The organism is Kribbella sp. NPDC050241, assembly GCF_044459685.1.
GTDB lineage: Bacteria > Actinomycetota > Actinomycetes > Propionibacteriales > Kribbellaceae > Kribbella.
The window spans coordinates 417311-433057 of record NZ_JBITJE010000003.1 but is presented as its reverse complement, the minus strand read 5'-3'; the positions used below and the strand labels follow the sequence as shown (position 1 = coordinate 433057).

Annotated in this window: 16 protein-coding genes and 2 tRNA genes; 13 read left to right on the top strand and 5 right to left on the bottom strand. The window is 68.3% G+C overall.

Going from position 1 to position 15747, the window contains the following annotated elements:
• Positions 1-47: 47 nt before the first annotated feature.
• Complete coding sequence (locus ACIBG5_RS16700) at positions 48-1046, bottom strand: LacI family DNA-binding transcriptional regulator (protein ID WP_396392388.1); 999 nt, start codon at positions 1044-1046, stop codon at positions 48-50.
• Positions 1047-1217: 171 nt separating this feature from the next.
• Here ACIBG5_RS16700 and ACIBG5_RS16695 point away from each other — a divergent pair, with 171 nt between their 5' ends.
• The 4 genes from ACIBG5_RS16695 to ACIBG5_RS16680 are packed head-to-tail and all read left to right on the top strand — an operon-like array spanning position 1218 to position 6191.
• Positions 1218-3092, top strand: coding sequence for a glycoside hydrolase family 127 protein (locus ACIBG5_RS16695; RefSeq protein ID WP_396392387.1), 1875 nt, complete (start codon positions 1218-1220; stop codon positions 3090-3092).
• 2 nt (positions 3093-3094) lie between these two features.
• Entirely contained in the window at positions 3095-4405 is a 1311-nt protein-coding gene (locus ACIBG5_RS16690; RefSeq protein WP_396392386.1) for an extracellular solute-binding protein, read from the top strand.
• Positions 4402-5358 carry a carbohydrate ABC transporter permease gene (locus tag ACIBG5_RS16685; protein ID WP_396392385.1) on the top strand — a complete coding sequence of 319 codons (957 nt, stop codon included), beginning with the start codon at positions 4402-4404 and terminating at the stop codon, positions 5356-5358. The genes ACIBG5_RS16690 and ACIBG5_RS16685 overlap by 4 nt, the downstream gene beginning before the upstream one ends.
• 2 nt (positions 5359-5360) lie before the next feature.
• Positions 5361-6191, top strand: a complete 831-nt coding sequence (locus ACIBG5_RS16680; protein ID WP_396392384.1) for a carbohydrate ABC transporter permease — start codon at positions 5361-5363, stop codon at positions 6189-6191.
• Here ACIBG5_RS16680 and ACIBG5_RS16675 read toward each other — a convergent pair.
• Positions 6181-7389 (bottom strand): TerC family protein, encoded by a 1209-nt coding sequence (locus ACIBG5_RS16675; RefSeq protein ID WP_396392383.1) that lies wholly within the window; start codon positions 7387-7389, stop codon positions 6181-6183. The genes ACIBG5_RS16680 and ACIBG5_RS16675 overlap by 11 nt on opposite strands.
• Positions 7390-7492: 103 nt before the next feature.
• Here ACIBG5_RS16675 and ACIBG5_RS16670 point away from each other — a divergent pair, with 103 nt between their 5' ends.
• On the top strand, positions 7493-8107 hold the full coding sequence (locus ACIBG5_RS16670; protein WP_396392382.1) for a TetR family transcriptional regulator: 615 nt from the start codon (positions 7493-7495) through the stop codon (positions 8105-8107).
• A gap of 77 nt (positions 8108-8184) precedes the next feature.
• Positions 8185-9720: an FAD-dependent monooxygenase gene (locus ACIBG5_RS16665; protein ID WP_396392381.1), complete on the top strand. Its 1536-nt coding sequence runs from the start codon at positions 8185-8187 to the stop codon at positions 9718-9720.
• Here the strand turns inward: ACIBG5_RS16665 and ACIBG5_RS16660 are convergent.
• The gene (locus tag ACIBG5_RS16660) at positions 9687-10250 is read right to left on the bottom strand and encodes a helix-turn-helix domain-containing protein (protein WP_396392380.1); all 564 of its coding nucleotides are present in this window, start codon (positions 10248-10250) and stop codon (positions 9687-9689) included. The genes ACIBG5_RS16665 and ACIBG5_RS16660 overlap by 34 nt on opposite strands.
• 39 nt (positions 10251-10289) lie before the next feature.
• Between ACIBG5_RS16660 and ACIBG5_RS16655 the strand changes: the two genes are divergently transcribed.
• Positions 10290-10811 (top strand): GNAT family N-acetyltransferase, encoded by a 522-nt coding sequence (locus ACIBG5_RS16655; protein ID WP_396392379.1) that lies wholly within the window; start codon positions 10290-10292, stop codon positions 10809-10811.
• Here ACIBG5_RS16655 and ACIBG5_RS16650 read toward each other — a convergent pair.
• Positions 10808-11467, bottom strand: a complete 660-nt coding sequence (locus tag ACIBG5_RS16650) for a M15 family metallopeptidase (RefSeq protein ID WP_396392378.1) — start codon at positions 11465-11467, stop codon at positions 10808-10810. The two genes, ACIBG5_RS16655 and ACIBG5_RS16650, sit on opposite strands and share 4 nt — an antisense overlap.
• 145 nt (positions 11468-11612) lie before the next feature.
• Between ACIBG5_RS16650 and ACIBG5_RS16645 the strand changes: the two genes are divergently transcribed.
• Together ACIBG5_RS16645 and ACIBG5_RS16640 are read left to right on the top strand one after the other, a co-directional pair.
• On the top strand, positions 11613-12119 hold the full coding sequence (locus ACIBG5_RS16645) for a GNAT family N-acetyltransferase (RefSeq protein WP_396392377.1): 507 nt from the start codon (positions 11613-11615) through the stop codon (positions 12117-12119).
• Positions 12119-12958 (top strand): alpha/beta fold hydrolase, encoded by an 840-nt coding sequence (locus ACIBG5_RS16640; RefSeq protein WP_396392376.1) that lies wholly within the window; start codon positions 12119-12121, stop codon positions 12956-12958. The genes ACIBG5_RS16645 and ACIBG5_RS16640 overlap by 1 nt, the downstream gene beginning before the upstream one ends.
• On the opposite strand, the gene ACIBG5_RS16635 is transcribed toward ACIBG5_RS16640, so the two are convergent.
• Positions 12948-13850 carry a M23 family metallopeptidase gene (locus ACIBG5_RS16635; protein WP_396392375.1) on the bottom strand — a complete coding sequence of 301 codons (903 nt, stop codon included), beginning with the start codon at positions 13848-13850 and terminating at the stop codon, positions 12948-12950. The genes ACIBG5_RS16640 and ACIBG5_RS16635 overlap by 11 nt on opposite strands.
• A gap of 336 nt (positions 13851-14186) precedes the next feature.
• On the opposite strand from ACIBG5_RS16635, the gene ACIBG5_RS16630 reads away from it, so the two are divergent.
• The 4 genes from ACIBG5_RS16630 to rpmG all read left to right on the top strand — a co-directional run bounded on the left by ACIBG5_RS16630 (position 14187) and on the right by rpmG (position 15704).
• Complete coding sequence (locus ACIBG5_RS16630; RefSeq protein ID WP_396392374.1) at positions 14187-15149, top strand: NAD-dependent epimerase/dehydratase family protein; 963 nt, start codon at positions 14187-14189, stop codon at positions 15147-15149.
• 128 nt (positions 15150-15277) lie between these two features.
• A tRNA-Thr gene (locus tag ACIBG5_RS16625) sits at positions 15278-15350 on the top strand.
• 50 nt (positions 15351-15400) lie between these two features.
• Positions 15401-15474: transfer RNA gene (locus tag ACIBG5_RS16620), tRNA-Met, on the top strand.
• A 62-nt stretch (positions 15475-15536) separates the two neighbouring features.
• The gene (gene rpmG, locus ACIBG5_RS16615; protein ID WP_131361122.1) at positions 15537-15704 is read left to right on the top strand and encodes a 50S ribosomal protein L33; all 168 of its coding nucleotides are present in this window, start codon (positions 15537-15539) and stop codon (positions 15702-15704) included.
• The last annotated feature ends 43 nt before the right edge of the window (positions 15705-15747 follow it).

Here is a 15747-nt window from a genome sequence, read left to right as displayed (position 1 = left end):
GGCAACCAACGGCGGACCTGTGGGCGACCATCCGGTGACCGGACGGCTCAGGTACCGAGCGTCGACTCCCGCGTGACCAAGCGTGTCGGCAGCGCCATCTCGCCGGAGTGCGGTGAGCCCGCGATCGCGTCCAGCAGCAGGTTGGCGGTCCGGCGTCCGAGCTCTTCCAGCTCCAGGTCGACCGTGGTCAACGGCGGGCGGCTGGCGAGCGCCATGACCGACCAGTTGTCGTAGCCGGTGACGGCGATGTCGTCGGGGACCGAGCGGCCGAGCTCGCGCAGGCGGTCGCAGACCCCGCGCGCAATCTGATCGCTGCCGCACGAGACGGCATCGATCTCCGGGTTCGAACGCAGCAGTACGTCGACCGCATGCCGGCCCCACCGCTCGCTCCACTCACCGTGCATCGGTTCGCCGACGAGCGAACTGCCCGCGGTCGCGACCGCCGCGGCGGCGCGGACCTGCGCGCTGTGGTGCGTCGCCGGTCCGGTGATGTGTGCGATGCGCCGACGGCCCAACGACAGCAGGTGCCGCACTGTCGACGCAGCACCGCCGTGGTCGTCCACGATGACCGAGATGTCGGCCGGGTCGGTCGACGGGCTGAACGCGTACACGACCGGGATCGGTACGTCGATCGGCGCACGCGGCTCGGTACGTCGTCCGGTCACGATGATCCCGTCGACGCGGCGGGACACCAGCGAGCGCAGATAGTGCTGCTCGCGCAGCGGGTCGTCCCGGGTGTCGCACAGCACCAGTGCCATCTCGCCGGCGCTGAGGGTGTCCTCCGCGCCGAGCATGATCGGGATGCTGAACCGGCCGGAACTGTCCGTGGTGATCAACCCGACCGTGAAACTCCGCCCGGACGACAGCGCGCGACCGCGGCTGTCCGGGGTGAACCCGAGTTGCTCGGCGGCCCGGCGTACTCGCTGTCTGGTCTCCTCGCGGAGCTGACCGGTGTCGTTCAGCGCCTTGGACGCCGTACTCGTGGAGACGCCGGCCAGCGCGGCCACATCCGTGATCCGGGGCAGCGAAGGACCGCGAGACGCCATCGGCAACTCCTTTCCGAACTTTCCGGAAACAGTACCTCATGAAGCCCGGCGTGACCGGATTTCGCCAGGTCCGAGGGGTTGACCAGGCTGCCGAAGCTCTCTAGCTTCATCAAGGAAAACGTATTCTGGATTTTCCGAGAAGCCCTCCCAGCCTCCCAGGAGTCACGCCCTATGAGCGCTACCCCGGACGCAGTCCACAGCTCCCGCAGCCCGGCCGCCGGCACCCGCGGCCGATGGCGCCCCGTCGGCCTCGCCGACGCGAAGATCACCGGCGGCTTCTGGTCGCCGCGCCAGCAGCGCAACGGCGACAGCGCCATCCCCAGCGGTCAGGACCAACTGGAGAAGGCCGGCAACCTGCAGAACCTCCGGCTCGCGGCCGGCATCGGCGAGGGCGAGGCGATCGGCCCGGTCTTCGCCGACTCCGACGTCTACAAGTGGCTCGAGGCCGCCGCCTGGGAGTACGGACGCAATCCGAGCGAGGAGTTGCTGCAGCGCCAGCGCGACCTCACCGCGATCGTGGCCGCGGCCCAGCGCGAGGACGGCTATCTCGACTCGGTCGTCCAGCTCCGGTACGGCGACGAGGGCCGCTACCAGCAACTGGTCTGGAGCCACGAGCACTACTGCGCCGGTCACCTGATCCAGGCCGCCGTCGCGCAGGTCCGCTGCACCGGCGACCGTGAACTGCTCGACGTGGCAATCAAGCTCGCCGACCATCTGGTGGCGACGTTCGGCGATGGCAAGACCGTGGACGTGGACGGCCACCCGGTGATCGAGATGGCCCTCGTCGAGCTGTATCGGGAGACGGGGACGACGGCCTACCTCGACCTCGCCCGGTGGTTCGTCGACGCCCGCGGCCACGGGATCATCAAGAACCACGGCCACGAGCCGGCGTACTTCTCCGACCGTGTTCCGGTGCGCGAGGCAACCACCGTCGAAGGCCACTCGGTTCGCGCGGTCTACCTCGCCGCCGGCGCGACCGATGTCGCGGTCGAGACCGGCGACACCGAGTTGCTCGAGTCGCTCAAGCGGCAGTTCGCGCACATGTGGTCGACGAAGACCTACGTCACCGGCGGGCTGGGCGCGCGCTGGGAGGGTGAGGCGTTCGGCGACGAGTACGAGCTGCCCTCGGACCGCGCGTACGCCGAGACCTGTGCGGCGATCGGTGGGATCCAGTGGGCGTGGCGGATGCTGCTTGCCACCGGTGAGGCGTCGTACGCGGACGCGATCGAGCGGATGCTCTACAACGGATTCCTGGCCGGGGTGTCGCTCGCCGGGACCGAGTACTTCTATGTCAACGCACTGCAGTTGCGCGGCGGGGCGCACGCGGACAACGGCCGCAGCCCGGCGCACGGCCGGCGTGGGTGGTTCGACTGCGCGTGCTGCCCGCCGAACATCATGCGCACGCTGGCCAGCCTCGACGGCTATCTCGCGAGCACCAGCGACGGCGCGATCCAGATCCACCAGTACGCCGCCGGCACGCTCACCGCCGGCGATGTCACGCTGACCGTCGACACGGCGTACCCGTGGGACGGCGCGGTCGGCATCACGGCCAGTGGTCCGATCGCGGTGGAACTGCGGATCCCAGCGTGGGCGGAGGGAGCGACCGTCAACGGCAAGCCGGTGGATGCCGCCGGCTATGCACGCGTGGATGCGGTTGCTGGTGAAGTGATCGAGCTGAAGTTGCCGATGGCAACCCGCGTCGTCGGTGCAGACCCGCGCGTCGACGCGGTGCGCGGCTGCAGTGCGCTGGAGCGCGGACCGCTCGTCTACGCGGTCGAGCAGACCGACCAGCAGGCCGATGTCGACGATCTCCATCTGTTGCCCGGGGCCTCAGTTGCCGCGAGCCACGACGATCAGTTGCTCGATGGTGTCACCGTGCTGAGGACGCGCGGGCGAGCCGGCGCCGGTCATCGCGACGCGGTCTGGCCGTTCGCGACCGACAGCGCGGACGGCGTCGCCGACGAGGTCGACGTGGTCGCAGTTCCGTACTACGCGTGGGCCAACCGTGAGATCGGTGCCATGCGCGTCTGGATGCCCAGGGCTTGATCATGTTCACCCGGCGGAAGTTCCTCGGTCTGACGGCGGCGACAGCCGCGGCAGGCGCCGTGCCGGGCTGCAGTTCTGTCCTGCCCGAACCCGACGTGCAAGCGGCCGGGTTCGGGCAGGAAGCCACCGGCACCGTGCAGGTGTGGTGCCGGGCGGCGACGCAGACTGGCCTGACCGACCTGGTGAAGAAGTTCAACGCGTCCCAGCAACGACTCACCGTCGAGCTGACGCCGGTGCTGGACGCGCAGTACGTGACCAAGCTGGCCACCGCGATCCGCGGCCGGGGCGTGCCGGACCTGGTCGACATCGACGACATCAACTCGATGCTGTTCATCTACCGCGATGCGTTCACCGACCTGACCGAACCCCTGCAGGCGCTGGACTTCCGGGACAAGCTCAGCCCGGGCCACCTCCGGCTCGCGACCAAGGGCGACCGGGTGTTCGGAGTCCCGTACCTGGCCGACAACTCGATGTTCTGGTTCAACACCGAGCTGTGCGACCGCGCGGAGGTCGACCCGGACGAGGCGATCAAGTCCTTCGACAATCTGCTGGACGCGGCCCGCAAGCTGCGCAAGCTGGGCGACGACATCTACGCCTGGAGCTTCCCGGCGAACAGTCCGGGGGCGCTCGGGTTCGTCGTACAGCCGATGATCTGGGCGGCGGACACCGATCTGATCAAAGGCACGATCGGCGAGCAGTCCGGCAACATCGTCGGCAACGACGTGGTCCAGCGGATGCTCGAGCTGCACCGGCAGCTATGGGTCGACGGACTGGTGCCGCGAGCGAACTTCTCCGATGACGCGTCCCGCTGGGGCAGCGACTTCCGGGCCGGCAAGGTCGGCATCTTCCCGTCGAACTACAGCGTGGTCGTGTCCGCGTCGGACGACAAGTTCCACCAGAAGGTCGCGCCCCGGTTGCTGTCCGGACCGGACGGTGGCTCGGCGTTCTTCGACGGTGGCGACAACATGTGCATCCCGCGCGGCGCGAAGAACGCGTCCGGGGCCTGGGAGTTCGTCCGGTTCGCTCTGGACCTGCCGCAACAGATCGACCTGCCGGCGGGCGGTTACACGCCGGTCCGGTCGGATGCGAGAACGACGGAGTTCGCGAAGAAGTACCCGCTCGCGACGCTGCCGCTGGAGCGCATCTCGGAGGGCTACGCGCCGACCACGCTGTCCTACAACCTGCTCTACAACCAGCCGGACGGTCCATGGCTGCAGATGTTCCGCCGGGCCGTGTTCGACGGCGAGCTGGAGGCCGCCATGAAGGAAGCACAGCAGAACTACGACCGGATTCTCTCCCAGGGACAAGCATGAGTACGGACGTTGGAACCCGGCGTACGCACCGGCTCGACTCGAGCTCACGCAAGGCGGCCTCGGCCGGACGACGGGCCGGGCGCGGTTCACTCACCCATCCAGCTCGGACCGGCTTGCTCCTGGTGACGCCCGCAGTGCTGTTCGTCGGGGTCTTCGTGCTGGTGCCGCTGGCCTTCGCCGTGGTGATCTCGCTGACCAACTGGCCGCTGATCGGGACGGTGAAGTTCAGTGGGCTGAAGAACTACACCGCGATCGCGTCCGATGCGGCGTTCGCCAAGTCGGTCCTCTACACCCTGCTGTACACAGTCATCGTGACCGGGCCGATACTCGTGCTCGGGTACGCGCTCGCGGTCCTGGTACGACGTAAGCGCCGCGGCGCGACGTTGTTGCGGACGGTCTTCTTCCTGCCGTTCGTCGTCGGCCTCTCGACGTTGAGCTTCGTCACTGTGCTGGAGGCTCAGCCGGACAGCGGCGCGATCAACATCGTGCTCCGCAAGCTCGGCATCACCGACGGTACGACGGCCTGGCTGGTGGACGGGCCGCTCGCGACCGGACTGATCTGCGTGCTGGTGATCTGGGGTGTCAGCGGCCTGACCATGATGCTGCTGATGGCCGGCATGCAGGCGATCCCGCGCGAGTTCTACGAGTCCTCTGAACTCGACGGCGCGACCTGGTGGCAGCAGGAGCGCGAGATCACCATTCCCGTGCTGCGCCGGACGATCGCGATGTGCGTGATCATCTCGGTGGTCGGCTCGCTGCTCGCGTTCACGCAGTTCTACATCCTGACCCGCGGCGGGCCAGGTACGGACACCACCACTGTCGTCCAGTACATCTACAACCGCGCCTTCGTCCAGCTACAGCTCGGTGCCGCGACCGCGCTGTCGATCGTGCTGGTGATCGTGGTCGGACTCGTCACCGCGGCCCAGTTCTGGCTGCTCCGGGAGAAGGACTGACGATGCGACTCAAGAACACCCTGTACGTCGTCGGCGGTGGCGGTGCCTTCCTGGTCTTCGCCGTACCGTTGCTGTGGGCCCTTTTCCGGTCGGTCCAGCCGAACGATGTGATCGTCGCGGCGCCGGATGCGTCGACGTTCTTCCACTTGACCTGGGACAACTTCCGGACCCTGATCGAAGGACCGGGCAATCTGATCCGGTCCGTCGGGAACAGTCTGATCGTCGCCTTGAGTACGGCAGTGCTGACCGCCGTACTGGCGACCTTGGCCGGGTACGGGTTCGCGCGGTTCCGCTTCCGCACTGGGCCGCTGTTGTTCGCGCTCGTCGTGGTGTCGATGATGATCCCGTTCCAGGCGATCCTGACTCCGCTGTACCTGGAGATGAACGTCCTGCGGCTGACCGACAGCCTGCTCGGGCTGGTGCTGTTCTACACCACGGTCAACCTGCCGTTCGGCGTCTTCGTGATGCGCAACTCGTTCGCCTCGGTGCCGGTCGAGCTGGAGGACTCGGCCCACGTCGACGGCTGCGGCACCCTCCGCATGATCGGCTCCGTCCTCCGCCCGCTGATCACACCAGGAGCCGCGACGGTCGCGCTGTATGCGTTCCTGGCCGCGTGGACGGAGTTCCTCGGCGCGCTGACGTTCCTCACCAAGGACGAGCTCTACACGCTGCCGGTCGCACTGGTGAACGTCCAGGCCGGCGCGTACGGCGAAGTCAACTTCGGCTCCCTCGTCGCGGGCTCCGTCATCGCCATGATCCCCTGCGTCGTCCTGTACGTCGCCCTCCAGCGCTTCTACGTCACCGGCCTGGCCTCCGGAGCCGTCAAAGGCTAGGGCGGATCTTGTGGTCGGGGTGGGCGGCGGCATGGGCGTCGGCCACCTCGCGGCACAGGGCCATCAGTTCGGTCTCGTTGCGGACCTGCTGCTTGGCCTGCGGGCCCAGAGCGGTGATGTGGTCGCGGGCCCTGAGCAGCCGCTGGAAGATCCGCTCTCGTTCGGCGGGGTCCTCGGTGTACTCCGCGTCCAGATAGGCGGTCGCGTCGCGGCGGATGTGGGCCATCGCGGTCTGGGTCCGGCCGCGGGTGCTGAACAAGGACGCGAAGATCGTGATCAGCAGGACGACCAGGATGACGACCAGGGACAGGCCGGTGCTGATCTCGACGACCTCGACGTGGTCGCCGCCGTTCACGAACGGCAGGTTGTTCTCGTGCAGCGCGTGCAGGATCAGCTTGGCGCCGATGAACGCGAGGATCGCGGCCAGCCCGAAGGACAGGTAGATCAGCCGGTCCAGCAGCCCGTCCAGCAGGAAGTACAACTGCCGGAGGCCGAGCAGGCTGAACGCGGTCGCGGTGAACACCACGAACACGTTCTGGGTCAGGCCGAAGATGGCCGGGATCGAGTCCAGCGCGAACATCAAGTCGGTGCCGCCGATCGCCAGCATCACCAGCAGCATCGGCGTCATCATCCGGCGCCCGTCGACCATGGTGGTCAGCCGGTCGCCGTCGTACTCCTCGCTGGTGCGGAACAGTTTCCGGCTCAGCCGGACCACGATGTTCTGGGCCGAGTGCGACTCCTCGGTCTCCGGTTTGAGCATGTTGCCGGCGGTCACCAGCAGTGCGATCCCGAACAGGTAGAACACCCAGGCGAACGTGTTCAGCAGCGCCGACCCGACGAAGATGAACCCGGCGCGGGCGATCAGCGAGACCACGATCCCGACCAGCAGCACCTTCTGCTGGTTCTCCCGCGGTACCCGGAAGCTGGTCATGATGATCAGGAACACGAACAGGTTGTCGACCGACAGCGCCTTCTCGGTGATGTACCCGGCGAAGTACTCCGAGCCCATCGCCGTACCGCCGAAGACGAACGTCCCGAGGCCGAACAGTACGGCGATGCCGACGTACACGGTGGACCAGATCGCGGCCTCCCGCAGCGTCGGCACATGCGCCGACCGGACGTGGAAGAAGTAGTCGAACAACAACAGAGCGATGATGCCGAGCAGGGTCAGCACCCAGACCACCGGGGACACGGCCATGGGCTCAACCCAACCACGGCGGGTCCGCCTCTGGACAACACCTCCAGAAATTTGCCTTAAAGGCATCTTTGCACTTTCGGCAAACTTTGCTACCGTCGAGGACATGGCCGAAGGGTTGCGGGAGCGGAAGAAGCAGGAGACGCGGATCGCGTTGAGCTGGGCGGCCGTGCGGCTCACGGTCGAGCGGGGCCTGGCCAACGTGAAGATCGAGGACATCGCGGCCGAGGCCGGGGTCTCGCTGCGGACGTTCCGGAACTACTTCTCCAGCAAGGCCGAGGCGGTCGCCGCCCGGGAGGTCGACCGTAGCCTGCGGATCGCCGCCGAGCTGCGCGCCCGGCCGGCCGACGAGCCGCTGTGGACCGCGATCCGGGAGTCGATCGGGTCGGAGTTCGCGCTCGGCGAGACGGGTCACGGCGGCGAGCAGCCACCGGACGAGCGGTGGCTGGCCGGGATCCGGCTGATGGTGACCGAGCCGTCGTTGCAGGGTGAGATGGCGCGGGCGTACGCCGCGGCGGGTGCGGAGTTCGCGGACGCGGTCGCGGATCGGACCGGGACGCACGGCTTGTATCCGCGCCTGGTCGCCGAGGTCGTCGGTTCAGCCCGGGCGGCGGCCATCGCCGAATGGCTGAGTGCCGATCCGCCGCGGTCGATGGCCGATCTGCTGTCGGAGGCCCTCGACCTGGTCAGCGCAGGTCTCCCCGAACCCGAACAGCACTAGAACCCACACCTCAAGAAGACCCCCCGGCGCCGCCGGGGCGGTCAGTCACGCCAACTTTGCTTGGAAGGACACCTGTCATGGATGCCGATGTCGTTATCGCCGGGGCCGGACCGAACGGCCTCATGCTCGCCTCCGAACTGCGGCTGGCGGGAATCCGGCCGATCGTGCTGGAGCGTCTGCCCGAACGCAGTGAAGTGCCGCGGGCCAACGGTCTGGTCGGCCAGGTCGTCCGGATGCTCGACCGTCGTGGCCTGTACGAGCGCCTCAGCGGTCGGCCCGGCCCGCCGGAACCGCAGCCGGGCTTCGTGTTCGCCGCGATGCCGCTGCACCTCAGCCAGCTCGACGACAACCCCGTTTACCTGTTGCCGGTCCCGCAGCGCCGGATCGAGGAAGTCCTGCAGGAGCGCGCCCTGGAACTCGGCGCCGAGATCCGCCGCGGCCACGAGCTCACCGGTCTGAGCCAGGGCCCGGACGCGGTCACGGTCACGGTCGACGGCCCGGACGGCAGCTACGAACTGCGCGCCCGCTACCTCGTCGGCGCCGACGGCGGCCACAGCCTCACCCGCAAGCTCGCCGGCATCGACTTCCCCGGCGTCACCAACGACTCCATGGTCTCCCGTACGGCGAACGCCTTCGTGCCGTCGGAGTACGTCAATCCGGCAAACGGCGTACTGACGATCCCCGGGTACGGCGTGATCGCGCCGTTCATGCATCACCGCAACGAGCGCGGACTGTTCGTGTACGCGCCGTTCGCCGACCGGCTGCCCGCGATCAGCACCGGCGAGTGGGACGACGCCCCGGACGGTGAGATGACGTTCGAGGAGTTGCAGGAGAGCGTCGACCGGGTGCTCGGCGTACACCTGCCCTTGACCTCGCCGGAGGGTGACGGTCCGCGCTTGCTGCGTCGGGTCACCGGTGGGAACAGCCGGCTCGCCGACAGGTTCCGCGAGGGCCGCGTGCTGCTGGTCGGGGACGCCGCCCATGTGCACTCGGCGATCGGCGGACCTGGGCTGAACCTCGGTCTGCAGGACGCGATCAACCTGGGCTGGAAGCTCGCCGCCGAGCTGCAGGGCTGGGCGCCTGACGGACTGCTCGACACCTACGAGTCGGAACGTCGGCCGGTCGGCCAGCGGGTGGTCATGCAAACGCAGGCACAGTCCGCGCTGATTGCTCCGGGCAACGAAGTGACGGCGTTGCGAGAGCTGTTCGGTGAGCTGTTGTCCGAGCCGCGGAACGTGCAGCGGATCGCGGACCTGATCACCGGCGCGGACATCCGCTACCACGACGGCCCGCATCCGTTGGCCGGCCGGTGGGCGCCGGATCTGCAGGTGGATGGCACGCGCCTTGCCGAGCTGACCCGGACCGGTCGTCCGCTGTTGCTCGATCTCACCGAGGGTGCGTCCTTCGCTGCGACGGTGAGCACGGATCGGATCGAGGTCGTCACCGGTCGCGGTGAGTCGCCGATTGCCTTGCTGATCAGGCCGGACGGGTACGTCGCCTGGGCTGCAGACCACGACGGTGTCGCGGAGCAGGAGGGCCTGCGTACGGCGCTGGCCCGGTGGTTCGGCGTACGCGCGGATCAGGAGCGGCCCTTGACCAGTGCGACCAGATAGCGGCAGGGATCCGTCGCCGGGTTGTGGAACTTGGTCGGCATCGGCGGCCCGAGCTGGAGGCAGTCGCCGGTCTGCAGATCGTGGATCACCGGGCCTTCGTGGAAGCGGAGGCGGCCGTCGAGGATCCAGAGTTGCTGGTACTTGAAGATGTAGGCGTCGGCCGGATAAGAGACCGAGGCGCCGGGCGGCAGCTCGACCTCCACCAGCTCGAGTGGTCCGTCGGTGATCGGTGACACCGCGCGGCGGCGGTACCCGGTCATCGGATCCGTCCACACCGGTTGGTCGGCAGCGCGCCGGAGCAGGTCATCGGTGTTCTCGGCGCGCGCGACCAGCTCGGACAGCGTCATACCGAGGGCGCCGGACAGCCGGCCGAGCAGGACCGCGGTCGGCTGGGCCTCGCCGCGCTCGATCTTGCCGATCATCGCGCGGGACACCCCGGATCGATCGGCCAGCGCGTTCACGGACAGGTCCTGCGCGACGCGGGCAGCCTGCACGGTCGCGGCGAGCGAAGCGGAGAGTTCGTCAATCACGCTTGCCACTATAGCGGCAGTTATGGCTACTATCGTGACATGCCAAAGATCAGAGACGCCTCCGCGCTCGACGGCCCTGCCTGTGCGGCGATCTACACGCCGTACGTCACCGGCACCGCCATCACCTTCGAGACCGAACCGCCGACGGCGGCGGAGATGGCCGACCGGATCGCGAGGGCACAGGCGACCCATGCCTGGCTGGTGCTCGAGGAGGAAGGCGACGTGATCGGGTACGCGTACGCCGGTCCGATGAAGCCGCGCGCGGCGTACCGCTGGTCCTGCGAGGTGAGCGTCTATCTCGAGCTCGGCCGGCGCCGGACGGGTGGCGGCCGAGCGCTCTACGAAGCGTTGTTCGAGCGGCTGACGGAGCGTGGATTCCGGACGGCGGTTGCCGGGATGACGCTGCCGAACGACGCCAGCGTCGGACTGCACAAGGCCATGGGCTTCGAGGAGATCGGTACCTATCGGCGGATCGGCTGGAAGCTCGGCGGCTGGCACGACGTGCACTGGCGGCAGCGCCCCCTCGCCATCCTCCCGGACCCGCCGGCGGAGACCCGCTAGTTCGTCGGGTCCGTCATCGGCGGGCAGGTGCCGCCAGGCTTCGTGACGAGCTCGAAGTGCCACATCTCGTTCGACAACGTCTGGCACAGACCGAACTGTGCACCCTTGCGGATCAGCCAGCCGTCCGCGTCGGTCGGGCCGATGTCGACCGCGTGGCCGGTGACATGGTGGGACTCGTCCGGTTCGGCGACGAACTCCAGAGCCTTCTTCTTGCTGCCGTACTTGCGGATCGCCTTGTCCAGCAGCTCTTGCTGGTACTTCTTGCTCCGCCAGCCCGTGGTCACCTGCATCGTGATGCCCTTCTCCTTCATCGCCTGCTCGGCCTGCTGGACCGCCTTCCGCAGGGCCGGGTCGAGGTTCGCGACGCCGGGCAGACTGGTATCGAAGGCCGAGGTGTGGTCCGGCAGTACGCCGTCCGCGGCGCCGGGCGGACCGCTCTTCGACGACGATGCACCGGCCGCCGACGGTGGCGGGTCGTCCTGGGCGGACACCGCCGTACAGGACGACGTGGTGAGACTGATGACCGCGGCAACGACCGCGAGTCCGGCCAGGGCTGACAGCCGGCGTCCGCGTTTGCGGATGGCAACGAGTTGATCGGTCAGCATGGCCACCAGTCCAACTCGGCCGATGTTGCCGCAGCGTCTGCGTTTCGGCATACGTTTTCGATACGTCCGGCCCGGTTCAATGGACGGTATGCGGGTGCTGGTCGTCGAGGACGAGGTGTGCCCGCAGATCGTTGCGGACTGACTGTCGCCGTCACCCTGCCGGTGGCTGACCTCGTCGGCGGGTGAGGATGGTCCGGTGAGTGACGAACGCCTGCCCGAACCTGAAGTGACTGTCCGCCGCGCCGTCGAGTCCGACGACACTGTCCTGCTCGAGATCGACCGCACCTCGTGGGACGCGTCGTCCGGCTTCCCGTCGTACCAGGAAGCCGTCCGCGAGAGCTTCTTCGAGCGAAGCGGTCCGGAGGCGCATCTGGTCGCCGAGTACGACGGACAGGTCGTCGGCTATCTGCGATTGCAGGACAAGTACCCATTTCCGGAGGGCGCCGGTGTCCTTGCTGTGAACGGCCTCGCCGTCGCCCAGACCGCCCGCAGCCGTGGCGTCGCATCTGCCCTGCTCGAAGCAGCCGCCGCCGAAGGACGCCTCCGCGGTGCCCGCAAGATCACCCTGCACGTCCACAGCACCAACGCCATCGCCCGTCGCCTCTACGAACGTCACGGCTACGTGGTCGAAGGCACCCACCCCAAGGAGTTCCTCATCGAAGGCACCTACATCGCCGCGCTCGACATGGCGAAGATGCTCTGATGGCCACCTGCGTTGCACCCGACGGAGTCCAGTTGGCCTATCGGCTCGTGGGGGAGGGTGAGCCGGTGGTGTGTGTGCCCGGCGGGATGCTGCCGAGTACCTACCTCGGAGATCTCGGCGGGCTGTCGGCGTACCGGCAGCTGGTGATGCTCGACCTGCGAGGCACTGGGGAGTCCGGTGGGCCGGGCGAGCCGGAGAACTGGCGGTGTGATCGGCAAGTGCCGGACCTGGAGGCGCTGCGGGAGCACTTGGGCTTGGAGCGGATGACGCTTCTCGGGCACTCGGCGGGTGCGAGTCTGGTGACCCGGTACGCCGCGGAGTACCCGGAGCGGATCGAGAAGCTGGTGTTCGCCACTCCGGGCACGCGATCGGTCGGGATCGACATGACCGCGGACCGGCGGCGTCTGGTCCTCGAGTCACGCAAGGACGAACCGTGGTACGCCGAGGTGTCGGCGGCGTTCGAGGCGCTCCAGACCGGTGAGGGCGCGGACTGGGCCGCCCTCAACCCGATGTCGTACGCGCGCTGGGACGCCGAAACCCAGGCCCACCAGGCGTTCGAGGACAGCCTCGCCAACTTTGACGCGCTCCGGCAGTTCAACTCACCCGACGCCTTCGACCCGCCCGCGACGCGGGCCGCGCTGGCAAAGGTCGAAGCCCCGGCCTTGGTGCTGGCCGGGGCTCTCGACTGGGGCACGGACACCGTCGCCGCCGAGGCGTTCGCCGGAGTCTTCCCGCAGGCTCAGTTCGTGGTTCTGCCGGGAGTGGCCCACCATCCGTGGCTCGACGATGCCGAGGGCTTCGTGAGCACGGTGGTGAGGTTCCTCGGAACTACGGGTTGACGCCGTGCTCCCGGAGCCACGGCTCCGGGTCGATCGGGGAACCGCCACCGGGCAGGACCTCGAAGTGGACGTGCGGGCCGGTGGTGTTGCCGGTCATGCCGATGGCGCCGACCTTGCTGCCGGCCGACACGGAGTCGCCGACCGAGACGTCGAACTCCGACATGTGGCTGTACGACGTGACCGTGCCGTCGGCGTGCCGGACCTTCACCTGGCGGCCGTACGCGCCTTCGTAGTCGGCCTGGATGACCTCGCCGGCCATCACCGAGCGGACCGGCGTACCCATCGGGGCGGCGAAGTCCAGGCCGGTGTGGTTGTGGGCCCAGCGGCCGCCGGCCTGGTCGAAGCGCGCGGTCAGGTGGTAGCCGGTGGTCGGTAGGACGATCTTCGGGGCGGCCTTGGCCTTCGCGGCGGCCGCCTTGGCCTTGGCGAGGGCGGCAGCCTTCGCCGCGGCGAGGGCCTTGGCCTTGGCAGCGGCCTTGCGCGCGGCGACGGCCTTCGCGGAGGCCAGCGCCAACGCCCGCCGTTCGGTCAGGGTCGCGTTCGTGGCCAGCCGAGCGGCCCGCTGCTTCGCGGCCTTGTCGGCCGCCGCCTTGCGGGTGGCGGCCAGCGACAGGTCGATGCGGGACGAATCGCGCGAGCCGAGGTCGCGCCGATCGATCCGGGCCGCGGTGAGAGCGTCGGCCTGTGAGGGGCTCAGGCCGGTGCTGGTCGGGGCGGGCCCGGTCGCGGACGACGAGACGCCGACCGCGGTCGTTCCGGCTGCGGCGGCGAGAGCGGCGGTCAGGCCGATCAGTTGGCCGCGGCGGCCGATGTTCCGACGGGACAAGCGATGCTTGGCCACCCGGCGCGCAGTGGCCAGGCGTCGTAGTGCCGGCCGCTCTGCTTCCGGCACGTCATGGTGGTGAGACACGGGGGCCTTCCAGGGGAGGGTGTGCCGCCTGAGGGGGTGACGGCCCATCGACCATAACGAGCGCCTCTCAACAGCCTCAAACGCTGAGCGCGACGAGATCACGGAATTGTCGCGACGCGCTGTGATCGGCTCTCTCCGCCTCGTGTGCGCTCAGGCGTGCGAACCCGGCGGAAGTGAAGAGTTTTCACCGTGACGCGGATCACGCGCGAAATGGCGCTGAGCAGCCCTTCTGGACCGGTATAAGGCGCGATTGCGCAGGTGTCTGCTGATCGCAAAAGGAGGCTGCGCGGGCCCGGATCGGCGGGTAGGACTGATGGCATGCGGATCGCGATCTTGGGTGGTACCCGATTCATCGGACGGGCAGTCACGGAGCAGTTGGCTGCGGACGGACACACGCTTCTGGTGGTGCATCGCGGGGAGCATGAGCCCACCGGGCTGCCCGAAGCTGAGCACGCGCACGTGGACCGACACGACGGTGCGGCGCTGGCGGCGGCGCTGAAGCCGTTCGACCCCGAGGCACTGGTCGACGTGTCCGGGATGAATGCGGCGGCGGCCGACGCGGCGCTGGGCGCGGTCGGGGAGTCGGTGAGGCTGGTGGCGATCTCGAGTTGCGACGTCTACCGCGCGTACGACGCCCTGCACTCGGGCCAGAACACCGACGCGGTGCCCTTGAGTGAGTGGTCGCCGCTGAGGACGCGACGCTTCGTCGACGGACCGCAGTACGAGAACCTCGAGATGGAAGAGAAGTACCTGCCGCGCGGCGCCACCGTGCTGCGGCTGGGTGCCGTCTACGGGGAGCACGACTATCAGCGGCGGTTCGAGTTCGTCCTGCGCCGGGTCCGAGCCGGTCGCCGGCGGATCCCGATCGGGTCGGGGCAGTTCCTCTTCAGCCGTGTGTACGTCGGTGACGTCGCCGCGGCGGTCTCCTTGGCCCTGGCGGGAGATCAGCGCGGTGAGGCCTTCAACATCGTGGAGCCGACGACAGCGCCGTACGGACTGCTGGCCGAGCAGATCCTGGAAGCGGTCGATGCCCAGGACGTCGAGTTGGTGAAGGTCCGCGACGACCTGCTGCCGGCGGATCTGGAGCTCACCGGGACGTTGAGCCAGCACCTGTTGATGGATTCGTGGAAGGCGCACACCATGCTCGGCTGGGAGCCGACGGACCCGGCCGGAACGCTGCGAACCTCGGTCCGCTGGCACCTGGACAACCCGCCGCCGGACGGCTCGGACGACTTCTCGGCCGACGACGCGGCGCTCGAGTCCGCTGCCGGGTCCGTCTAGGCGGAAATTTGGTCAGAGCAGGTGTGAGGAACCGGTATGCTTTCCGGGTCGGACAGAGGGGACCGCAAGGTGCGCCCGGCTCGATTTCACATCGGGACGGCGGACCGTGTAATCTCTCTCCTCGGCCCGCCCCTTTAGCTCAGTCGGCAGAGCGTCTCCATGGTAAGGAGAAGGTCTACGGTTCGATTCCGTAAAGGGGCTCTGAGCACGGCATCTCACCCGGTCCGCCGGGTGGGGTGGCGAACTCACCCGGCGGGGTAGCTCAGGTGGTTAGAGCACACGGCTCATAATCGTGGTGTCGCGGGTTCGACTCCCGCCCCCGCTACCCACCGACCAGTACTACGAGAGTGCGCGGAAGCTGCGTGCTCCTGATCAGAAGAGGCAGCAGTGGCCAAGTCAACCGACATCCGCCCGAAGATCACGCTGGCGTGCACGGTCTGCAAGGAGCGCAACTACATCACCAAGAAGAACCGGCGCAACAACCCGGATCGTCTGGAGATGAAGAAGTACTGCGCGCGCTGCAACGACCACACGGACCACCGCGAGACCCGCTGACCTCAGCTTTCTTCGCGAGGGCCGCTTCGGACATCGAAGCGGC